The organism is Pontibacter indicus, from assembly GCF_900156345.1.
Lineage (GTDB): Bacteria > Bacteroidota > Bacteroidia > Cytophagales > Hymenobacteraceae > Pontibacter > Pontibacter indicus.
On record NZ_FTPP01000001.1, the window covers coordinates 1,347,470 to 1,366,496 of the forward strand.

Consider the following 19,027-nt stretch of genomic DNA (forward strand, 5'->3'; position numbering starts at 1 on the left):
GGTCGGCTACTTGTTCATAGCTGCCGTAAAAATATCCTCTCAAATAGAATTATGCACCACCAGACCGGCTTTGGTAGCCAGGTAGAAGTAGTGCTGGCAGTGCGTTCCGAAGGTTGCCTCGTCGTATTCGTGCTCGGTATCCGGATCGGGGTAGAGGATCCGGATATAACCCTTGGTGATCAGGTCGCGCAGGGCGGCGCAGAGTTCCTGGTCGGTAAGGGCGCTGGTGCTTTTCAGGTCAGGGTAGGACGTCACAAAATAGAGCTCGTCCATGATGGCAAATTCATTCTCAGTCATGGTTACGGATAGTTCGGCCTTTCCAGGTATAGCGACCCGAAAGACCCATGATGGCGGTATATAGTACGTAAGGAATGTAAACTAGCTGCAACGGAAGCATAAAAATCAGCTCACGACGCTGCTGCATGAAAGTCAGGACACGATTTAAGAACAGAAAATCGATGAGAAACTTGGCCGCGTAGGCCGCTAGAAATGTCCAGCCCGGGAGCCAGCCCAGCAGCACGGCAGGTATAGCCAGGAAAAGCAGCAGGTTGACGGCGAACACACTCAGGGCCACTAGCTTAACCGACAGACTTTGGTAGCTCCGCCACTTGCTCGCCCACCGCACCCGCTGTGCGATAAAACTGCTGATAGTCTTGCGCGCTTCGGTATACACAATGGCAGCCGGGTGTTTCAAAAAGGCGATGCGTTCCGGGTATAGCTCGTTTACCTTGTGCAGCAAGAACTCATCGTCGCCGCTGGCAATGCCCTCGTTTCCGGCAAAGCCATCTACTTCTTCAAACACCTGCCGGGTATAGGCCAGGTTGGCACCATTGCACATATTGGGTTGCCGCAACCCGATGGAGGCCCCTCCAACCCCGATCAAAGAAGCGAACTCAACCAGCTGCATGCGCTCCAGCAAGGTATGGGTGTTGTGGAAACTGACAGGTCCTGAAATGAAAACTGCCTGACGTGTTTCGTAGGTATAGGCGAAGTGCAGGAGCCAGTCAGGTTGCACGCGGCAGTCGCCATCTGTAAAGACCAGCAACTCGCCACTGGCTTGTGCTATACCTTGTTTGATGGCGACTTTCTTGCCGGTAGCATTCGTGTGGTCAGCCAGCCGGATCAGCTGCAGCGGAAGCCGGGTCTCAGGTATAAGATCCTGTACAAGCCGGTCGGTGCCGTCTTCTGAGTGGTCGTCCACCACCAGCACTTCAAAGAGTGCAGCCGGGTAGCTTTGTTTTTCCAGATCGCCGAGTAAAGTAAGTACCTGCTGCGCTTCGTTCCGGACAGGAATGATGACGGTGAGCCTGGTGGCAGGTATAAACCCGGCAGGTATAGCAAGTATAGGCAGGCGCTTCCAGGCGTACAGACAGCGCAGGATGATCCAGGTATAGGCGACTAACGAAAGAAGCAACAGCAGCGTAAACATCAAGCACTTCCTCCTCTCCTGCCCAGTTTCAGGCGCAACACAAAAAACAAACCGACCGCGCTTGGCACCACGATGTTGAGCAGCCACAAACTCAGGCTGGCGCTCAGCACCTGCAGGCGCTCCTGCCCCAGCAAACTGAACACATACATGGCGGACAGCTCCCGCATGCCCAGATCCGAGAGTAGCGACACCGAAGGCACCACCGACTTCAGAAAGAACGTAGTCGACACGCCGCTGACGTACTCCACCGGGCTCAGCCGCACCTCAAACAAAAAGAGCAACAGCACAAACTGAAGCAGAAACACAAAGTAACGCAGCAGCGAAAGCATCAGCACCCGGTTCACATCCCCGAAGGTATAGCGCCCCATCACCGCCAGGTATTTCGTGAATTTACGCAAGGGTCTGACCGCTGCTACCAGCGCCACCAGGGCGCGCGCATTGAAAAGCAGCAGCAGCATGCTTGCATTGAGCACGAGCAGCAGAAAAAACACACTCAGACAGACGCCCGGATACTCCTGCCAGTAAAGCAAAAGCGCAAAATAAAGTACACCCAGCGAACCGACCAGCACCGTGGCCACCAGCTGACAAAACCTGCCGATAAAGACGGCGCCTATACCTTCCAAACGTTCTTTGCTTTTGAGCTCGAGCACGCGACCAGCATAGTCGCCGAGGCGGTTGGGGGTGATGAAGCCGAGCGTGAGCCCGACCATGACGGCGCGAAAGGCCCGCAGGTATGAGATACGCTCCAGTTTCTGCCCCAGGACCTGCCATTTCCACGCCTCGAGTCCCCAGTTGGCAGGTATGAGCAGCGCGCTCAGGATCAGTAGAAAAGTATAATCGCTTTGACGGGCGGATTGGAGTATGGCCTGCCAGGAGAGCAGCGTATCGGGGGCCGTAAAGATGGCCAGGTATAGAAAATAGAAGGTGAGCAGCACCACGACAACTTTGCCGGAAACTAAAAGGAACCTTCTGTTGCGGGTAATGTTCAAGATATTGTCTTAAATTGCGGCTCTTATGGTTTACTCTTCTACCCTCCCACCCAACAAATTAATTCTTGGCATCGACCCCGGCACGCAAGTCATGGGCTATGGCCTGATTGAAGTAACCGGATCGAAGGTAAAGGTAGTGCAGTATGGCGTTATTCACCTCAAAAGCTACAGCAACCACGCCATCAAGTTAAAGAAAATTTTTGACCGCATGATACAGCTCATCGACGAATACCTGCCCGACGAGCTGGCCATCGAGTCGCCCTTCTTTGGCGTGAACGTGCAGAGTATGCTCAAACTCGGTCGCGCACAGGGAGTTGCCATTGCCGCCGCCCTCTCCCGCGACATCCCCTACGTGGAGTACGCCCCCAAAAAAGTAAAGCAGTCGGTAACCGGAAACGGCAACGCCTCCAAAGAGCAGGTGGCCAGCATGCTGGTGCAGATCCTCAAAATACAGCCCGACCCGAAAATGTTCGACGCCACCGACGCCCTGTCCGTGGCTCTTTGCCACCACTACCAAAAAGGCAACAACGCCAAAAAAGGCGCCAACTCCTGGAAAGCCTTCCTGACGGAGAACCCCGAGAGGCAAGTGTAGAAATTTGGGAGTTGAATGGTTGATTGTTCATTGCTGATTGTTTAATTATTAAATCGATCTGTAGGGACAGGTCGCGACCTCTCCGAATCGTGCATCGTTCCAGCTTTGCCCCCGCTCGCGTTCCGCGAGTGTGATCTATCGGGCGGACTCTGGCCGCTTTTTCAATTATTCTTTCGGACATCCATGTTCGAAGACTTTATTAAGGCCCGCCAATCCCATGTGCAGGGAATGGCCATATCGCCGCGTGCCGATTGCGTTATCTAACATGCGGGGACAAGGATTTCCCCGTCAGAAATACTTTCGGACACGGATGTTCGAAAGAGCTTATTCCAATTGAAGGCAATGCACCGCTATTCCTGTGCGAATCGTGTACCTTAATCCCCTCTTGGGAGGGATGGGTTAATCATGCATAAACAACAATTTAACCATCAACAATTTAACCTCTAGCCCCTCAACACAGGAAGAGATAGCTTAATCGTGCACCAAACAATCAACAATTAGCAATTAACCATTCAACCGCCTCCAATAAGTATAAGCTTTTGAAAATATTTAGCAGTTTTGTAAAAATTCGCTTCTATCTTTCGTAAGGCTTATAAGCTTGCCTGATGCCTTTCCGGAAGCTAAACTGTATCAGCCTGCTAACAGGTAGAGGACCTGCCGAAAACAAAGTTTAAACATGTTTTTGCTGGTGCGGTTAAATTTAGCGTCAGGCATATTCTTAAAATTAAGTTATTTTTGCCGCTGCTTTGCCAAAGGCATTGTATAGGTGAATCCTAAACAGCATAAATGGATTTAGACAGAAATAAACCGGGAGCAGCTCCAGCCCGGCGCAGGTACGTAACAACTCGCAGGCTCGACAGAATATTTGTGGAGCTGGCGAATGTGTACCGTTTCAATGCGCGGTTTTTCAAGGAGATGTGGTTCCCGCCCTACGAGTTCAAGGAGATCATCAAGCAGTGCTACGAAATTGGGGTGCGCTCTCTCCCGCTGATCTCGCTCACAGGCTTTATCATCGGTATTGTATTTACGAACCAGTCGCGTCCTTCCCTGGCCGATTTTGGTGCGACCTCTCTCCTGCCCGCCCTTATTTCCGTGGCCATCATCCGGGCCATCGGTCCGCTGGTAACGGCGCTTATTGCGGCCGGCCGGGTGGGCTCAGCCATCGGGGCCGAGCTGGGCTCCATGCGCGTGACCGAGCAGATTGACGCCATGGAGGTATCGGCCACCAACCCGTTTAAGTTCCTGGTGGTGAGCCGGGTGCTGGCCTCGACCCTGATGATTCCGGCGCTCACGATGTACACCACGCTCGTGTCGCTGCTGGGCGGCTACCTGAACGTGCACCAGAACGAACTGACCTCGCTGAGCGTCTTCTTCTACCAGGTTTTTGACGCCATCACCTTCCTGGACATCGTCGCCTCTTCGGTTAAGTCCGTCATCTTTGGTTATACCATTGGCATGGTGGGCTGCTACAAAGGGTATAACTCTTCTAAAGGAACGGAGGGTGTGGGCAAGGCGGCCAACTCGTCGGTGGTGACGGCCATGTTCCTTATCTTTATCGAGGAATTGCTCATCATGCAGGTAATTAACGCAATCAGAGCTTTTTAATGGAGGCAAAAAAAATAAACCCTAACATCGATAGAAGCGAGAAAGTGATTTCTATCCGGGGCCTCAAAAAAGCATTCGACGATTTTGAGGTACTCCGAGGCGTGGACCTGGACCTGTACAAAGGTGAAAACCTGGTGGTGCTTGGCCGCTCCGGAACGGGCAAGTCGGTGTTGATCAAGATCATCTCCGGTCTGCTACAGGCCGACGAAGGCTCGGTAAACGTGCTGGGTGAGGAAGTAGGCAGCCTCAAGCCACGTGAAATGGATGCGCTCCGGCTCCGAATCGGCTTTTCGTTTCAGAACAGCGCCTTGTACGACAGTATGACCGTGCGCGAGAACCTGGAGTTTCCACTGATCCGTCACGCCAAGCACATGACTGAAGCCGAGCGGGAAGACACGATTCAGTATGTGCTGGAAGCCGTGGGGCTCTTGCAGGCGATCAACCAGATGCCGTCCGAACTGTCGGGCGGTCAGCGCAAACGCATTGGCATTGCCCGCACCCTAATCCTAAAACCGGACATCATGCTGTACGATGAACCCACCGCCGGCCTCGACCCGATTACGTGTATCGAGATCAACAGCCTGATCAATGAAGTACAGGAGAAATTCAACACCTCCTCTATCATCATTACCCACGACCTTACCTGTGCCCGCGCCGTAGGAGACAGGGTAGTGATGCTGCTCGACGGACAGTTCCAGCGCGAAGGCACATTTGAAGAAGTGTTCGAAAGCAACGACGAGCGCGTACAATCTTTTTATAACTACAACTTTATAGACTAGATGAGTTCTGCAGATAATAAACGCACAGTTATAGTTGGTATTTTCACGTTCCTGGCGATCGTGATTCTGGTGGTCGGTATATTCACGCTGGCCGGCCAGCAAAAGCGCCTGATCCAAACAGTTACCCTGACCGCCATATTTGACGACGTGGCCGGCTTACGAACCGGTAACAATGTCTGGTTTTCAGGTGTAAAGGTCGGTACCATCAAGTCCATTAACCTGTACGGCGACTCTCAGGTAGAGGTAGTGATGAACATTGAAGAGAAGGTGCAGCAGTTCATCCGCAAAAACGCCTCGGCCCGCATCAGCTCCGAAAGCTTCATCGGCAACAAAAACATCGTGATTGACGGCGGCACCCAGTCGGCAGCGCCCGTGGAGGACGGCGACAGAATTGCAGCCGTGAGCCCGCTTAACACCGATGACCTGATGGAAAAGCTACAGCAGAACAACGAGAACCTGGTTGCCATCACCGGAGATTTCAAGCAACTTACCTCGCGTCTGGTGAAAGGTGAAGGAACCGTGGGCGCCCTCCTCACCGACACGACCATGGCTCAGGACTTCCGCAACATGGTGGACAACCTGCAGCGTACGTCACAGAGTACTGTCAGCGCTTCCCGTTCCCTGTCGGCCTTCACCAACAAGCTCAACTCATCTGACGGCCTGGCCAACCAGCTCGTGACCGACAAAGAGGTGTTCCAACAGCTGAAAAACTCGATGACACAATTGGAGGAGGCCACTGCTTCCGCCTCAGAAATAACAGAGAATTTGCGTACGGCTACCAGCCAGCTCAATAACAGCGATGGTGCCGTAGGCGTGCTACTCAACGACCAGCAGTTTGCACGGCAGTTGCAGAGCACCATGCAGAACCTGGAAACCGGCACCAAAAAGCTCGACCAAAACATGGAGGCCCTGCAAAACAACTTCCTGCTGAGAGGATTTTTCAGAAAGCAGGCAAAGGAACAGGCCAAGCAACAGCAAAACCAGCCTACGCAGCAGACCGTCCAGCCAAAGGACTCAATCGAATTTAAGCCTTCGATCTTACGGAGCAATTAAAACAAAAAGGGGCGCATCTCGAAGATGCGCCCCTTTTTATTGAGCTCTAAGGTATAGCTATACCTTACAGTGTTTCGTATACTTTCCGAATCTTCTCGGCTATTTCTTCAAACTCCTCCTTGCTGAACTTTTGCTTGTTGGCAAAGTTCATATCCGCCATTTTGTTCAGCGGAATCAGGTGTACGTGTGCGTGGGGCACTTCCAGACCTACCACTGCCACGCCGATTCGCTTGCAGGGCACCGCCTTTTCTACGGCAGCGGCCACTTTTTTGGCAAAAGCCATTAAACCCAGGTATAGCGCATCATCCAGATCAAACAGGTAGTCGATCTGTTGCTTAGGTATAACGAGCGTATGGCCTTTTGTTGTCGGGAACACGTCCAGAAAAGCCAGGTAGCGATCATCCTCGGCTATCTTGTAGGCAGGAATCTCGCCATTTACAATTTTAGTGAAGATTGACGGCTCCATACGCTTAGCGGCTGATTTCCAGAATCTCGAACTCAATCTTACCGGCCGGCACGGTGATCTCAGCCTTCTCGCCAACCGACTTGCCCAGCAGGCCTTTGCCGATCGGGGACTTCACGGAGATTTTGCCGGAGGTCAGGTCGGCTTCTTCTTCCGCAACCAGGGTATAGTCCATCACCATGTTGTTTTTCAAGTTCTTGATCTTCACCTTCGAGAGAATCAGCGCCTTGCTTGTGTCCAGGTTCGACTCGTCTATCAGACGGGCGTTGCCTACTACTTCTTCCAGCTTGGCGATTTTCAGCTCCAGGTGACCTTGGGCGTCCTTGGCGGCGTCGTATTCGGCGTTCTCGCTCAGGTCACCCTTGTCGCGTGCTTCTGCCAGCTGACGGGCTACTTCTGCGCGGCCCCTTGTTTTTAGGTCGTGTAACTCTTCCTTTAGCTTCTGTAAACCTTCAGCGGTGTAATAAGAAATGTTGCTCATAATACTGTCTTCACGTTTTAAAACACAAAAACAAAAAGAACGGCTATGTCAAACATAACCGTTCTTTTTGCCTAATATGTAGATGATATATTTTTCTCTTTTTCAGCCTGCCTGCATCGAATCGAGGCGGCAATTCCAGGTAAGCCACAGGCGAGCGGGCGTTCCCCGGTGGCACTGTGTTGAGCAAATATACAAATTTATTTTAATACAAAATTTTTCGGCGATACTTATTTGGCAGCCCCAAAAACACTTGTTGGCGGCATCTGCATCACTATTATACGTTGAAATAGCAGGTTGGGAAGGTCCGCAGGTGGGTATTTTTAGGCTAGTTTGCCGTCTTCCTGCAAAGCCCGTATTTTCTGCACCAGCACCTCGTTTATCTTCACATAGGACTCGTGCGTCCAGCCTGCAATATGGGGTGTGAGCACCACATTTTCTGCGGACTTCAGATAATCGAAGTTGCTGGTTTGCGCTTCCGTCAGGCTGCCTAGTTTTTCATTTTCGAGTACATCGAGCGCTGCTCCTTTGAGCTTGCCAGACTGCAGGTGCTGCACCAAGGCGCTCTGGTCCACCACTTCACCGCGGGAGGTGTTCATGAACCAGATCGGCTTTTTGAAGGCGCTGAAAAATGCGTCATCGGCAAAAGCCCAGTTTTCAGGTATATAAGGTATATGCAGGCTCACCATGTCAGCCTCCGACTGCAGCTCCTCCAGGGAAACCGCCTCAGCAGGCGTTATAATCTTTTCAGGAGCGTACCGGTCGTAGGCCAGGATGCGGCAGCCGAAGCCACGCAGGACGTTGGCAAAACTTTGCCCCATGTTGCCGTAGCCGATTATGCCCACGGTTTTGCCGCTGATCTCCTCTCCCCTGTTCTCTTCGCGCTGCCATACCTTGCCGCGCACCTGTCTGTCGCCGCGCGCGATGTTGCGCATCAGGCTAAGAAGCATACCTAGCGCATGCTCCCCCACTGCCTGCCGGTTGCCTTCGTTGGCCCCCAGCAATGCAATCCCTCGCTCCTGCAGGGCCTCTGCATCGATGTTATCCAAACCGGCGCCCGCCCGGGCTACGTATTTGAGTTTGTCAGCTAGCTTAATGGTATCGGCTGTGATCCGCATTTTGCTCCGCACAATCAATCCATCAAAGCCGGCCAGCGCTTCACATACCTCAATGGGCTTAATCTCCGGACGGTAATCGTAGGCCATACCTATACCTTCCAGCATCGGGAAAAGGCTAGGATGGACTTCATCGATGATCAGGATGCGGGATTTTGTCATGTTGCTAGAGTTCGTAGAGCATGTGCGCTATACCAAAGTAAATCGCCAGACCCAGCAGGTCGTTCGCCGTTGTGATGAACGGACCGGCGGCAACAGCGGGGTTCACGCCCAGCTTGTCGAGCAACATCGGGGTCAGCGTTCCCATGAGCGAGGCCAGCATCACTACTGAAAAGAGTGCAACGGACACCACCATCGAGAGCTTCAGGTCCTGCCGGAACAGGTAGGTGAATGTGAACACCAGCGCCGAGATGATGAGCGCATTGAGCAAGGCCACCATGATGAGTTTGAACAAACGCTGGGCGAAGTTCTCGAAGATCACGGCGTTGGAAGAAAGCGTCTGGATGATGATGGATGAGGACTGTATACCTACGTTTCCGCCTGTGGCCGTGATGAGCGGCACAAAGAGCGCCAGGGCCGGCAGCATGGCAATGTCCGCCTCGAAAAAGCCCATGAAGTGCGCCGCGAGCAAACCGCCCACCATCCCAATCACGAGCCAAGGTATACGGGAGCGCGAAATGCGGAACACGCTGTCGTCTTCCTCCACGTTCTCCGAGATACCCGTCATGAGCTGGCGGCTGAGTTCGGCCTGCTCCTGCATTACGTCAATCACGTCGTCGATGGTGATGCGGCCGAGCAACTTGCCCTGGATGTTCACCACAGGTATAGCCTCCAGGTCGTACTTCTGCATCACGCTCACCACCTCGTTTTCGTCGCGAAAAGACTCGATCGAGATCACGTCTTCGCTGTAAATATCCTTTACCAGTTTGTCGTCTTTGGACAGCAACAGTGCTTTAATGCTGAGCCGGCCGAGCAGCACGTCGCGGTTGTCCACCACATACACGGTATAGATGCGCTCCACGTCCTCTGCCTGGCGGCGAATCTCCTCAATACATTGGCGCACACGCCAGTTGATGTTCACCTTAATCAATTCTTTCGCCATCAGACCGCCAGCGCAGTCTTCCTCGTAGCGCAGCAGGTCCAGGATATCGTCCGCCTTTTCTTCGTTGTCAATCAGGGCGATCACCTCCTCGCGGCGCTGTACATTCATCTCGTTCAGAATGTCCACCGCGTCATCCGAGTCCATCAGGTTGAGGTAGCGGGCTATCTCCTCGCTGGTGAAGTAAGCCAGAAAATCGGTGCGGATGTCGTAGTCCAGATCACCCAGAATCTGAGAACCGATTTCGGGAGGCAGCAAATCCAGCACGTACTTCGACTCATTGGTGTCCAGTTCGTAGAGCACCGTCGTGATGTCGGCGGGGTACATCTCCGACATGGTTTCGAGTATGAAACCCTTGTCGTCGCGTGCTATGGCCTCTTCAACCTGTTCTATATATTCGCGTGTGATCTCTACCTGCATGGTATTATATGTTCTGCTCTACAAGCTGGGTCAATGCTATGAAATCCTCTACCGACAGCTGCTCGGCCCGCTGGTCGAACACAGGCTGCGCCGTTACTTCGGGCGGGAGGTTGTATGTCTTGAGGCAGTTACGCAGTGTCTTGCGCCTTGTTCCAAAACTGTTCTTCACCACAGAGAAAAAGAGCTTCTCATCACAAGGCAGGCTCTGGCGGTCGTTGCGCAACACCCTGATCACGCCAGACTTCACTTTGGGAGGCGGGTGAAACACATTTTCGTGCACCGTGAACTTATATTCGATGGTATAGAAGGCCTGCAGGAGCACACTCAAAATCCCGTACGCCTTGTTGCCCGGAGGCGAGGCCAGCCGCTCGGCCACTTCCTTTTGAATCATGCACACCACCTCGGGCACCACATCGCGGTGCTCCAGCACTTTAAAGAAAATCTGGCTCGAGATGTTATAAGGAAAGTTGCCGATGATGGAAAATTTGCCCGGGAATAGCTTACTCAGATCCGCTTTCAGGAAATCCGCTGAGATGATGCGGTCGCCCAAAGCCGGGAAGTGCTGCTGCAGGTAGGCGATGGACTCCTTGTCGATGTCCAAGACGGTGGTGCGGTACTCCTTGTGCTCGAGCATGTACTGCGTGAGCACCCCCATACCCGGTCCGATCTCCAGCACATCCTCCACCCCGTCGGGCAAAGTCAACTGCTCCACTATTTTGCGGGCGATGTTCTGGTCAACCAGAAAGTGCTGCCCCAGGTGCTTTTTCGGACTTACTTTGCTCACGTGCTATGCGTTATGGCACCGGCTGCTTGAGACAATTTCGCCGGAAACCCGTTATACCTTATTTATATGCGCTACCAGTGCCGGCTATACCTGCGCCCCTGCTTTTCGCATTACACTATATACTTACTATATTGCGTGCTCAAAGATACGAATGACAAATGCCAACACAACTCAAATACAGTACATCGGTAGGTAAAAATACAGACGTAGCCCTGATTGTGCGGGCTGACCAAACGGATTCGCTCCCGGAACTGAGCCCGGACGAGGCCGCCTACCTGAAACGCCAGCTGGAAGCAGAGGCAAAGATCATCTCCCTCAACCGCTATACCCAGCGGGTGTATGTGGTGCTATACCCTGAGTGCAAAACCCAGCACCTCACCAGAGAGGCGCTGCGCCAGGCAGGCTATACCTTGCTCAAGCAGCTCAAAGCCGACAAAATAGAGGAACTTGCCATTCAGGATCTGACCAAATCTGACGCGAGCCCTTACCTGGCCGAAGGCCTATACCTGAGCAACTACCAGTTCCAGAAATACAAGACCCGCAACAGCAAGCCAAACCCACTGCAAACCATCGTGCTGACCGATGAGAGCCTATCGGAGTTTGATGTGGCAGAGCTGCAGAACGTGCTGGATGCGGTTACGATCGCCCGCGACCTGGTGAATGAGCCGAACAGCCACCAATCTGCTACCCAGTTCAGCGAGGAGTTGGTTGCGCTGGGCGAAAAAGCCGGCTTCACCACCCAAGTGTTTGACAAGCTGCAGATACAGTCCCTGAAGATGGGTGGATTGCTGGCCGTGAACCAGGGCAGCGAAGAGCCGCCTACCTTTAATATATTGGAGTGGAAGCCGGAAGGCGCCACTAACAGCAAACCCTACGTACTGGTTGGCAAAGGCGTGGTATATGACACTGGCGGCCTTAGCCTGAAACCGACACCGCAGTCCATGGACTACATGAAGTCCGACATGGCGGGTGCCGCTGCCGTGACCGCCGTGCTCTATGCACTCGCCAAAAACAATATCCAGCTGCACGTCATCGCCCTTATACCTGCCACCGACAACCGTCCAGGCGGCAAGGCCTATGCGCCAGGCGATTTGCTCACTATGCACAACGGCATGACTGTAGAAGTACTCAACACCGACGCCGAAGGCCGTCTGATTCTGGCCGATGCGCTGAGCTTTGCCCAGAAGTATAAGCCGGAACTCGTAATTGACATGGCGACTCTGACCGGAGCCGCGGCCCGTGCCATCGGCAAGGAAGGCCTGGTGGCCATGAGCAATGCCGGTGACGAGGTAATGAACGCCCTGAAAAGAGCGGGTGAGGAAGAGCATGAGCGCATTGTGGAGTTTCCGCTTTGGGACGAGTACAAAAAGCACATCGAATCCGACATAGCCGACATCAAAAACCTGGGCGGTGCCGAAGCGGGCGCTATTTCCGCAGGTATATTCCTGGAGTATTTCACCGACTACCCGTGGGTGCATTTCGACATAGCCGGCACGGCCTATCTGCTCGGCGAAGACTCTTACCGAGGCAAACTGGCCACCGGATCGGGCGTGCGCCTGGTTTACAACTACCTTAGCTCTTTGGCTAACTAAGCGAAAAATGGACAACAGACACAAAGCAAAAATAGGCATTAGCATTGGCGACACGAACGGCATCGGCCCGGAGATCATCGTCAAGACCCTTTCAGACCAGCGCATTCTCAATTTCTGCACCCCGGTAATCTACGGTTCTGCCGCAGTCATCAACCAGGTGCGCAAGGCCCTGAGCGCCGAGCATTTCCACTACCAGCAGGTGGGTTCAGCGCAGGAGCTTATACCTAGAAAAGTCAACCTGATCAATTGCTGGGAAGCCGACATCGCTGTGGAGCCGGGCACACCTAAACCGGAATCCGGCAAGGCCTCGCTCGACTCGCTGCTGGCCGCCTCCCGCGACCTGAAAGCCGGGCTGCTGGAAGGCTTGGTCACCGCCCCGATTGACAAAGACAACATCCAGTCCGAGGAGTTTCAATTCCCGGGCCATACGGAGTTCCTGACCTCCTACTTCGACGCCGCCGACAGCCTGATGCTGCTCGTAAGCGACGACCTGCGCGTGGCGACCGTAACGGGCCACATCCCGGTGAAGGACGTTGCCAGTAAACTTAACTTCGACCTGATCATCCGCAAGATTACCATCCTGCAGGAGTCGCTGCGCAAGGATTTCGGTATTCTAAAACCACGCATCGCCGTGCTGGGCCTGAACCCGCACGCCGGCGAGAAGGGACTTCTGGGCACTGAGGAGCTGGAAATCATCCGTCCGGCCGTGCTGCACCTGAAAGACAAAGGGCACCTGGTATTCGGCCCCTACCCGGCCGATGGCTTCTTTGGCATGCGCATGTACAAGCAGTTCGACGCGGTGCTGAGCATGTACCACGACCAGGGGCTGATCCCTTTCAAGGCGCTCGCCATGGAAACCGGCGTGAACTATACGGCTGGTCTGCCAATCGTGCGCACCTCGCCTGACCACGGAACCGCCTACGACATTGCCGGAAAACACACAGCCGATGAAACCTCTTTCAGAGAAGCGCTGTTCCTTGCCTGCGACATCATAAAAAAGCGCCAGACGGAGCAAATGCACGCTTTATAAATCGAGCTGCTATTTTATTTATCGAAATAATGTTCTAATTTTGCGTCTTGCAATAAAAACACGGTAGTGAAAAAGCTTAGAGACTACGAAATCGGCATTGCCAAACTCGCGAATAAGAAGCACTCTTATGAGTTTGAAATGGACGATTCATTCTTCTCTTTGTTTGAGCAGGAGATCATACTGGGGGGAAAACTACTGGCAAAAGTAGAGCTCGATAAGACTGAGTCGCTGTTGACGCTGCATTTTGACATCAAGGGCACCGTTCGCCTTACCTGCGACCGCAGCCTGGAGGAATTTGACCAGCCCGTAGACATCGAGGAAACGCTGCTGATCAAGTTCGGAGAGGAAAATGCCGAACTGGATGATGACTTGTGGCAGATCACGCCCGAGACGCAGACGCTCAATGTGGCACAGCACCTGTATGATTACATCGGCCTATCGCTGCCCATGAAGAAGCTTCACCCACGTTTTGTGGAAGAGCTGGACGAAGACGACGAGCGGGATATCCTGATCTACTCTTCGCGCAAGGCAGGCGATGGGGAGGGCGACGAAAACGATGACGACGACGATGATGTTGACCCACGTTGGGACGCCCTAAAGAACCTGAACTAACAAGCAGTAGAATAATAAAGTATAAAATAACAGCAAGTAAATTTATAACTAAAAATGGCACATCCTAAACGCAAGATTTCGAAGACCAGAAGAGATAAGAGAAGAACTCACCAGAAGCTCTCTGAGAAAGCGATTGCAATCTGCCCTACTACAGACACTCCTCACCTGTTCCACCATGCGTATGTGGTTGAAGGCGACCTGTACCACAAAGGCAAACTGGCGATCAAAAATTATACAGCTAACGCTCAGTAACCGAATTCAGTACTCCGTTTAAATTCTGTATAATTTAACGTCATCCAGTACATGAGAATCGCCCTGGACGCTATGGGCGGCGACTTTGCGCCTGAAGCAAACGTGAAAGGTGCCATGTTGGCCGCAGAACAGCTTGAAGAGGACTATGAAATCCTGCTTATAGGCAAGGAAGACATACTGAAGCAGCTGCTAAAAGAATATGGTTATACTGGCTCTGCTATAAAGGTGGTGAACGCCACCCAAGTGATCGACATGGGAGAGCATCCCACGAAGGCACTTACCCAGAAGCCAGACTCCAGCATCGCTGTAGGTTTTGGAATGCTCAAGGCTGGGAAAGCACACGCTTTCTGCAGCACGGGCAACACCGGAGCTATGCTGGTAGGAGCCATGTTCAGCGTAAAAGCCGTAGAAGGCATCCTGAGACCCTCTATTGGTGGTTTGGTTCCAAAACTCAATGGCGGCTTCGGTATTATACTGGATGTAGGAGCCAACGCAGACTGCAAACCTGAGGTACTGGAGCAGTTCGGTGAAATCGGTTCTATCTATGCCAAGTACGTTCTGGAAATCGATAACCCGAAAGTGGGTTTGATGAACCTGGGCGAAGAGGAAGGCAAAGGTACTGTGAACACGCAGGCCGCGCACCAACGCCTGAAGGTAAACCCTAACATCAACTTCATCGGCAATATCGAAGGACGCGACATGTTCAACGACAAAGCCGATGTGATCGTGTGTGACGGGTATACCGGCAACATCATCCTGAAAATGGCTGAGTCGATCTACGACATCCTGCATGCGAAGAACATGCACGATCCTTTTTTCGACAAGTTCAACTACGAGGCCGTAGGTGGCAGCCCAATCCTGGGTATAAACGGCAACGCCGTGATCGGACACGGGGTATCAACTCCGCTGGCCGTTTGCAACATGGTGCTGCAGGCCCAGAAAATGGTTGCCACTAACCTGTCAGAGCGATTTAAAAAGCATACGGGCGCTCAATAAAAGGCGCTGGCTTCGGCCAAACACATTTCTTGGCACAAACTGTCTCCCTACTCTTTTTGCGTGACGACGGTTTGTGCCAAGTTTTTTTTATTATATTGCCGTCTTAAACTTCCAACACTTATACCTTTCACAACATGAGTAAAATTACTGCCGCGATCACAGGAGTGGCTGGCTACGTTCCGGACTATGTGCTGACCAACAAGGAGCTGGAGACGATGGTGGAAACCAACGATGAATGGATTACCTCACGCACCGGAATTAAAGAGAGGCGCATTTTGAAGGGCGAAGGAAAAGGCACTTCGCATATTGCAGTACCGGCAGTACTGGACTTACTCAAGAAAACCAATACCAAAGCAGAAGAGGTAGATCTGCTCATCTGTGCCACCACTACCCCTGACATGGTTTTCCCGGCCACGGCTAACCTGATCACGGCTGAAGTGGGAGCTGTGAATGCCTTTGGCTACGACCTGCAGGCTGCCTGTTCCGGCTTCCTTTTCGCGCTGGCCACCGGCTCTAAGTTTATTGAGTCGGGTCAGTACAAAAAAGTGATTGTGGTAGGCGCCGACAAGATGTCTGCCATTGTGGACTATACCGACCGCGCGACTTGCATCATCTTTGGTGATGGCGGCGGTGCCGTGATGCTGGAGCCGAATACGGAAGGTTACGGTATACAGGACTCTATATTGAAGTCAGATGGAACGGGCGCGCAGTACCTGCACATGAAAGCGGGCGGCAGCCGCAAACCTGCTACTATTGAGACAGTGCAGGCGCGCGAGCACTTCGCATACCAGGAAGGACAGCAGGTGTTTAAGTTCGCTGTGAAAGGTATGGCGGATGTATCAGCTGAAGTGATGGAGCGTAACAACCTGACGGCAGAAGATGTCGCCTGGCTGGTGCCGCATCAGGCAAACAAGCGCATCATCGACGCAACTGCCAACCGCATGGGCGTGGGCAGCGAGAAAGTGATGCTCAACATTGAGCGTTATGGCAACACCACAAGTGGCACTATTCCGCTTTGCCTGTGGGAGTACGAAAAACAGTTGAAAAAAGGAGACAACCTGATTCTGGCTGCCTTTGGCGGTGGCTTTACCTGGGGAGCCATCTACTTGAAGTGGGCTTATGATCCGAAATAATTAACCTGATCTTACAAACAGAAAAAGCGGCCCATCAGCCGCTTTTTCTGTTTGTAACTATTGATTGAGTTTGATCAAGCCATATCCGCTCGCAAGGAAAGTCGCTTTTCCATTTGCGAGAGCAGCTCCTGGAACCTGTCTGAGAGCTTTTCTATGTCTTTCATGCCAGCATGCGCCTGCTCAATGCTGCCGCTGCGGTAAAGTGAGAACAATTGATTGGCACTCAAAAGCAGTTCGCTGTGCGTCCTTTGCAGGCTGCTAAGCTCCGGTTCGTTTGCGTACTTCACTTTCCCTACCTGTAAAAACCAATGACTGATCGGCCCTGCGTCCGAAAAAAACACACTGTCATGCGCCCCTCCGTACAGCACAGAGCGTACCTTGGACTTAAACAGAATATGCTTAATCCGGATCTGCTGAAAATCTACCTGTGCTGAATTCACCTGTTGCTAACTAAAAAAGGTATGCTATAAATTATCTACAGTGACACCTAAATCCTGCAGTTTTTGCTTCAGCAGGTATTTATCCGTCACATCAAAGCCGGCAATCAAGATGCCGGTTATTTGGTTTAGTTCATCGTAAAGCGGTTGGAAAATAAAGGTCAGGTAATTATCCTCCAGCTTCCCTTCCGCATTGGCAAGCTTCACAATGATTTCCTTCGCTTCGAACGTTTCACCTGTCTGGTATACATTGTTCAGCACATCGATGTAGCCCTGATCTGCAATTTCAGGCAAAGCCTCCGCCAACGTCTTCCCAATGAGGCTAACATGCGGAAACAGGTCCTGATACTTCGTGTTAACGAGTTCATAGCGGTGATCCTTGCCTTTCAAAATGGCAAAGAAGGTAGGTGCCTGCATGATCAGGCGCTCCAGCGTCGCGCGTTCGTTCTCTACTTTGCGGAAGGCAAGCTGCACCTGGTCTGCCAGTTCCGACATCTGCTCATTGCTTGCGAGGAGTTCCTGTACCAGGTTTTTCATGTCGTGGATATCGCTGCAACTGCCCAGCCACATCCGGATTGCGCCATCTTCGTTCCGCATGGGCAGGTAGCGGTTCAGGAACCAGCGATAGCCGCCCTCCTTGTCGCGGATGCGGATTTCCACCTGGCCAGCCTCCCCTGCCTCGAGCGCCTGCTGCCAGACTTCGGTGGCCGCAGGCAGATCCTGCGGATGAATTGCCATTTGCCAGCTACCAGCCAGCAGTTCTTCTGTCGGTATACCTGTATAGGACTCCCACTGCTTGTTAAAATAAGTGGAGTTACCCTCTGCATCGTCAGAGTCGATAAGTTGGGGCATGGAGTCTGCCATGAACCGGAACTTCTGCTCGATGTCCTGCAAAGCCTTCTTCGTTTCTTCCCGCTCCGTTACATCCTTGGTTTCCTGCAGCACATACAGCAGTTCACCCTGTTCGTTCAGGATGGGCGTATGGGAGGCCTCCCAGCAACGCTCGTCGTAGCCGCTCCCGTCAGGCCGCGCAATAGCGTAGCGGATCACATCGAGGTATACCCGCTGCCCTTTCGCAATGGCTTCCTCAATAGAGAGACGCACCGGATTTTGTTCATAAGGCACACTGGGCTCGGGATAAGCTTCCAGCAAAAAATGTTTACCCAGGATACTGTCCAACTTCCGCATCGTTACTTCCAGGTAGTGTTTATTAGCTGCCACTATTTTCAGGTCGGGGTCAAGCAGCACCATGGCCTCTGGGGTGTTGTCAAAGATGAGCTTATAATCCATTAATAAGTTGAAGTTTACAGTTAAAAAAGCACGTCTGTTATGTGCTCCAGGCATACCCCCATACGAAGAAAGGCAAAGAAGCGCCCGTACAGATATGGCCTATTTTTAAAATAATGGCTAATTTATATAAAAAAAATGAATCGACCTGCCCTACTTCAGCCTTTATGGCGAACCATCCAAACGCTTGCCTGCCAGGCGAATTGACGTGGGCTTTTTAATCAATATTTGAGTATAATAGCTAAATTGTTTGCAAGAAAGCGATTTGCGCTATACTTTTATCGTTTCATTCAATTTCAAGCGTTACAACAGCACACTATGGCAACCACAGCTGACATCAGAAATGGTTTGTGCATTGAATTTAACAACGACCTTTATGTAGTTGTTGAATTTCAACACGTTAAACCAGGCAAAGGCCCTGCATTCGTAAGAACGAAGCTTCGCAATATCAAGTCCGGAAAAATGTTAGACAACACTTTCTCGGCTGGTCATAAGATCACGACTGCCCGTGTGGAGCAGCGCCCGCATCAGTTCATCTACAAAGACGACATGGGCTATAACTTCATGGACATGAGCACGTTTGAGCAGGTTGCCCTTGACGAGAAAATGGTTCCGTTTGCCGATCTGATGAAAGAAGGCCAGGAAGTAACCATCCTGTTCCATGCCGAAACAGAGACGCCGCTTACCTGCGAGATTCCTCCTTTTGTAGAGCTTACCATCACCTACACAGAGCCAGGTCTGAAAGGCGACACGGCCACCAACGCATCAAAACCAGCCATTGTGGAAACCGGTGCTACCATCCAGGTACCGTTGTTCATCGGCCAGGATGAAAAAATCAAAGTAGACACACGAACTTATTCTTACGCAGAACGAGTAAAATAA

General features: G+C 52.2%; 21 protein-coding genes. 11 read left to right on the forward strand and 10 right to left on the reverse strand.

The annotated features are described in order from the left end of the window. Nucleotides 1-39: 39 nt before the first annotated feature. Genes B0B12_RS05765 through B0B12_RS05775 form a run of 3 tightly spaced genes read right to left on the reverse strand, consistent with a single transcriptional unit; the run spans nt 40 to nt 2,418 of the window. The gene (locus tag B0B12_RS05765; protein ID WP_076666498.1) at nt 40-297 is read right to left on the reverse strand and encodes a hypothetical protein; all 258 of its coding nucleotides are present in this window, start codon (nt 295-297) and stop codon (nt 40-42) included. Then, nucleotides 290-1,429 (reverse strand): glycosyltransferase, encoded by a 1,140-nt coding sequence (locus tag B0B12_RS05770; protein ID WP_076666499.1) that lies wholly within the window; start codon nt 1,427-1,429, stop codon nt 290-292. Before B0B12_RS05770 ends, B0B12_RS05765 begins: the two co-directional genes overlap by 8 nt. Beyond that, nucleotides 1,429-2,418: a lysylphosphatidylglycerol synthase domain-containing protein gene (locus B0B12_RS05775; protein WP_076666500.1), complete on the reverse strand. Its 990-nt coding sequence runs from the start codon at nt 2,416-2,418 to the stop codon at nt 1,429-1,431. The genes B0B12_RS05770 and B0B12_RS05775 overlap by 1 nt, the downstream gene beginning before the upstream one ends. A gap of 25 nt (nt 2,419-2,443) precedes the next feature. On the opposite strand from B0B12_RS05775, the gene ruvC reads away from it, so the two are divergent. The 4 genes from ruvC to B0B12_RS05795 all read left to right on the forward strand — a co-directional run bounded on the left by ruvC (nt 2,444) and on the right by B0B12_RS05795 (nt 6,447). Then, nucleotides 2,444-3,010 carry a crossover junction endodeoxyribonuclease RuvC gene (ruvC, locus tag B0B12_RS05780; RefSeq protein ID WP_076666501.1) on the forward strand — a complete coding sequence of 189 codons (567 nt, stop codon included), beginning with the start codon at nt 2,444-2,446 and terminating at the stop codon, nt 3,008-3,010. Nucleotides 3,011-3,796: 786 nt separating this feature from the next. Then, nucleotides 3,797-4,615, forward strand: coding sequence for an MlaE family ABC transporter permease (locus B0B12_RS05785; RefSeq protein WP_076666502.1), 819 nt, complete (start codon nt 3,797-3,799; stop codon nt 4,613-4,615). Continuing rightward, complete coding sequence (locus B0B12_RS05790) at nt 4,615-5,394, forward strand: ABC transporter ATP-binding protein (RefSeq protein ID WP_076666503.1); 780 nt, start codon at nt 4,615-4,617, stop codon at nt 5,392-5,394. Before B0B12_RS05785 ends, B0B12_RS05790 begins: the two co-directional genes overlap by 1 nt. After that, nucleotides 5,395-6,447: an MlaD family protein gene (locus B0B12_RS05795; protein WP_076666504.1), complete on the forward strand. Its 1,053-nt coding sequence runs from the start codon at nt 5,395-5,397 to the stop codon at nt 6,445-6,447. A gap of 64 nt (nt 6,448-6,511) precedes the next feature. Here the strand turns inward: B0B12_RS05795 and B0B12_RS05800 are convergent, their stop codons facing one another. The 5 genes from B0B12_RS05800 to rsmA all read right to left on the reverse strand — a co-directional run bounded on the left by B0B12_RS05800 (nt 6,512) and on the right by rsmA (nt 10,806). Then, nucleotides 6,512-6,913, reverse strand: a complete 402-nt coding sequence (locus B0B12_RS05800; RefSeq protein WP_076666505.1) for an HIT family protein — start codon at nt 6,911-6,913, stop codon at nt 6,512-6,514. A gap of 4 nt (nt 6,914-6,917) precedes the next feature. Beyond that, nucleotides 6,918-7,391, reverse strand: coding sequence for a transcription elongation factor GreA (gene greA / locus B0B12_RS05805; RefSeq protein WP_076666506.1), 474 nt, complete (start codon nt 7,389-7,391; stop codon nt 6,918-6,920). Nucleotides 7,392-7,711: 320 nt separating this feature from the next. Further along, nucleotides 7,712-8,665: an NAD(P)-dependent oxidoreductase gene (locus B0B12_RS05810; RefSeq protein WP_076666507.1), complete on the reverse strand. Its 954-nt coding sequence runs from the start codon at nt 8,663-8,665 to the stop codon at nt 7,712-7,714. 4 nt (nt 8,666-8,669) lie between these two features. Next, nucleotides 8,670-10,022, reverse strand: a complete 1,353-nt coding sequence (gene mgtE / locus B0B12_RS05815; protein WP_076666509.1) for a magnesium transporter — start codon at nt 10,020-10,022, stop codon at nt 8,670-8,672. Nucleotides 10,023-10,026: 4 nt separating this feature from the next. Beyond that, nucleotides 10,027-10,806 carry a 16S rRNA (adenine(1518)-N(6)/adenine(1519)-N(6))-dimethyltransferase RsmA gene (gene rsmA, locus B0B12_RS05820; RefSeq protein ID WP_076666511.1) on the reverse strand — a complete coding sequence of 260 codons (780 nt, stop codon included), beginning with the start codon at nt 10,804-10,806 and terminating at the stop codon, nt 10,027-10,029. 158 nt (nt 10,807-10,964) lie between these two features. Between rsmA and B0B12_RS05825 the strand changes: the two genes are divergently transcribed. The 6 genes from B0B12_RS05825 (at nt 10,965) to B0B12_RS05850 (ending at nt 16,421) form a co-directional block, all read left to right on the forward strand. Further along, entirely contained in the window at nt 10,965-12,398 is a 1,434-nt protein-coding gene (locus B0B12_RS05825; protein WP_076666513.1) for a leucyl aminopeptidase family protein, read from the forward strand. A gap of 7 nt (nt 12,399-12,405) precedes the next feature. After that, nucleotides 12,406-13,428 (forward strand): 4-hydroxythreonine-4-phosphate dehydrogenase PdxA, encoded by a 1,023-nt coding sequence (gene pdxA, locus B0B12_RS05830; RefSeq protein WP_076666515.1) that lies wholly within the window; start codon nt 12,406-12,408, stop codon nt 13,426-13,428. Between the two features lie 66 nt (nt 13,429-13,494). Further along, the gene (locus tag B0B12_RS05835) at nt 13,495-14,040 is read left to right on the forward strand and encodes a YceD family protein (protein ID WP_076666517.1); all 546 of its coding nucleotides are present in this window, start codon (nt 13,495-13,497) and stop codon (nt 14,038-14,040) included. 54 nt (nt 14,041-14,094) lie between these two features. Then, a complete protein-coding gene (rpmF, locus tag B0B12_RS05840; protein ID WP_076666519.1) occupies nt 14,095-14,292 on the forward strand; it encodes a 50S ribosomal protein L32 in 198 nt (65 codons plus the stop codon). A gap of 51 nt (nt 14,293-14,343) precedes the next feature. Further along, on the forward strand, nt 14,344-15,288 hold the full coding sequence (gene plsX, locus B0B12_RS05845) for a phosphate acyltransferase PlsX (RefSeq protein ID WP_076666521.1): 945 nt from the start codon (nt 14,344-14,346) through the stop codon (nt 15,286-15,288). 134 nt (nt 15,289-15,422) lie between these two features. Beyond that, nucleotides 15,423-16,421 (forward strand): beta-ketoacyl-ACP synthase III, encoded by a 999-nt coding sequence (locus B0B12_RS05850; protein ID WP_076666523.1) that lies wholly within the window; start codon nt 15,423-15,425, stop codon nt 16,419-16,421. 74 nt (nt 16,422-16,495) lie between these two features. Here the strand turns inward: B0B12_RS05850 and B0B12_RS05855 are convergent, their stop codons facing one another. Together B0B12_RS05855 and B0B12_RS05860 are read right to left on the reverse strand one after the other, a co-directional pair. After that, complete coding sequence (locus tag B0B12_RS05855) at nt 16,496-16,861, reverse strand: histidine kinase (RefSeq protein WP_076666527.1); 366 nt, start codon at nt 16,859-16,861, stop codon at nt 16,496-16,498. Nucleotides 16,862-16,885: 24 nt separating this feature from the next. Beyond that, entirely contained in the window at nt 16,886-18,148 is a 1,263-nt protein-coding gene (locus B0B12_RS05860; RefSeq protein WP_076666529.1) for a PAS domain-containing protein, read from the reverse strand. 315 nt (nt 18,149-18,463) lie between these two features. Here B0B12_RS05860 and efp point away from each other — a divergent pair, with 315 nt between their 5' ends. After that, on the forward strand, nt 18,464-19,027 hold the full coding sequence (efp, locus tag B0B12_RS05865; RefSeq protein ID WP_076666531.1) for an elongation factor P: 564 nt from the start codon (nt 18,464-18,466) through the stop codon (nt 19,025-19,027).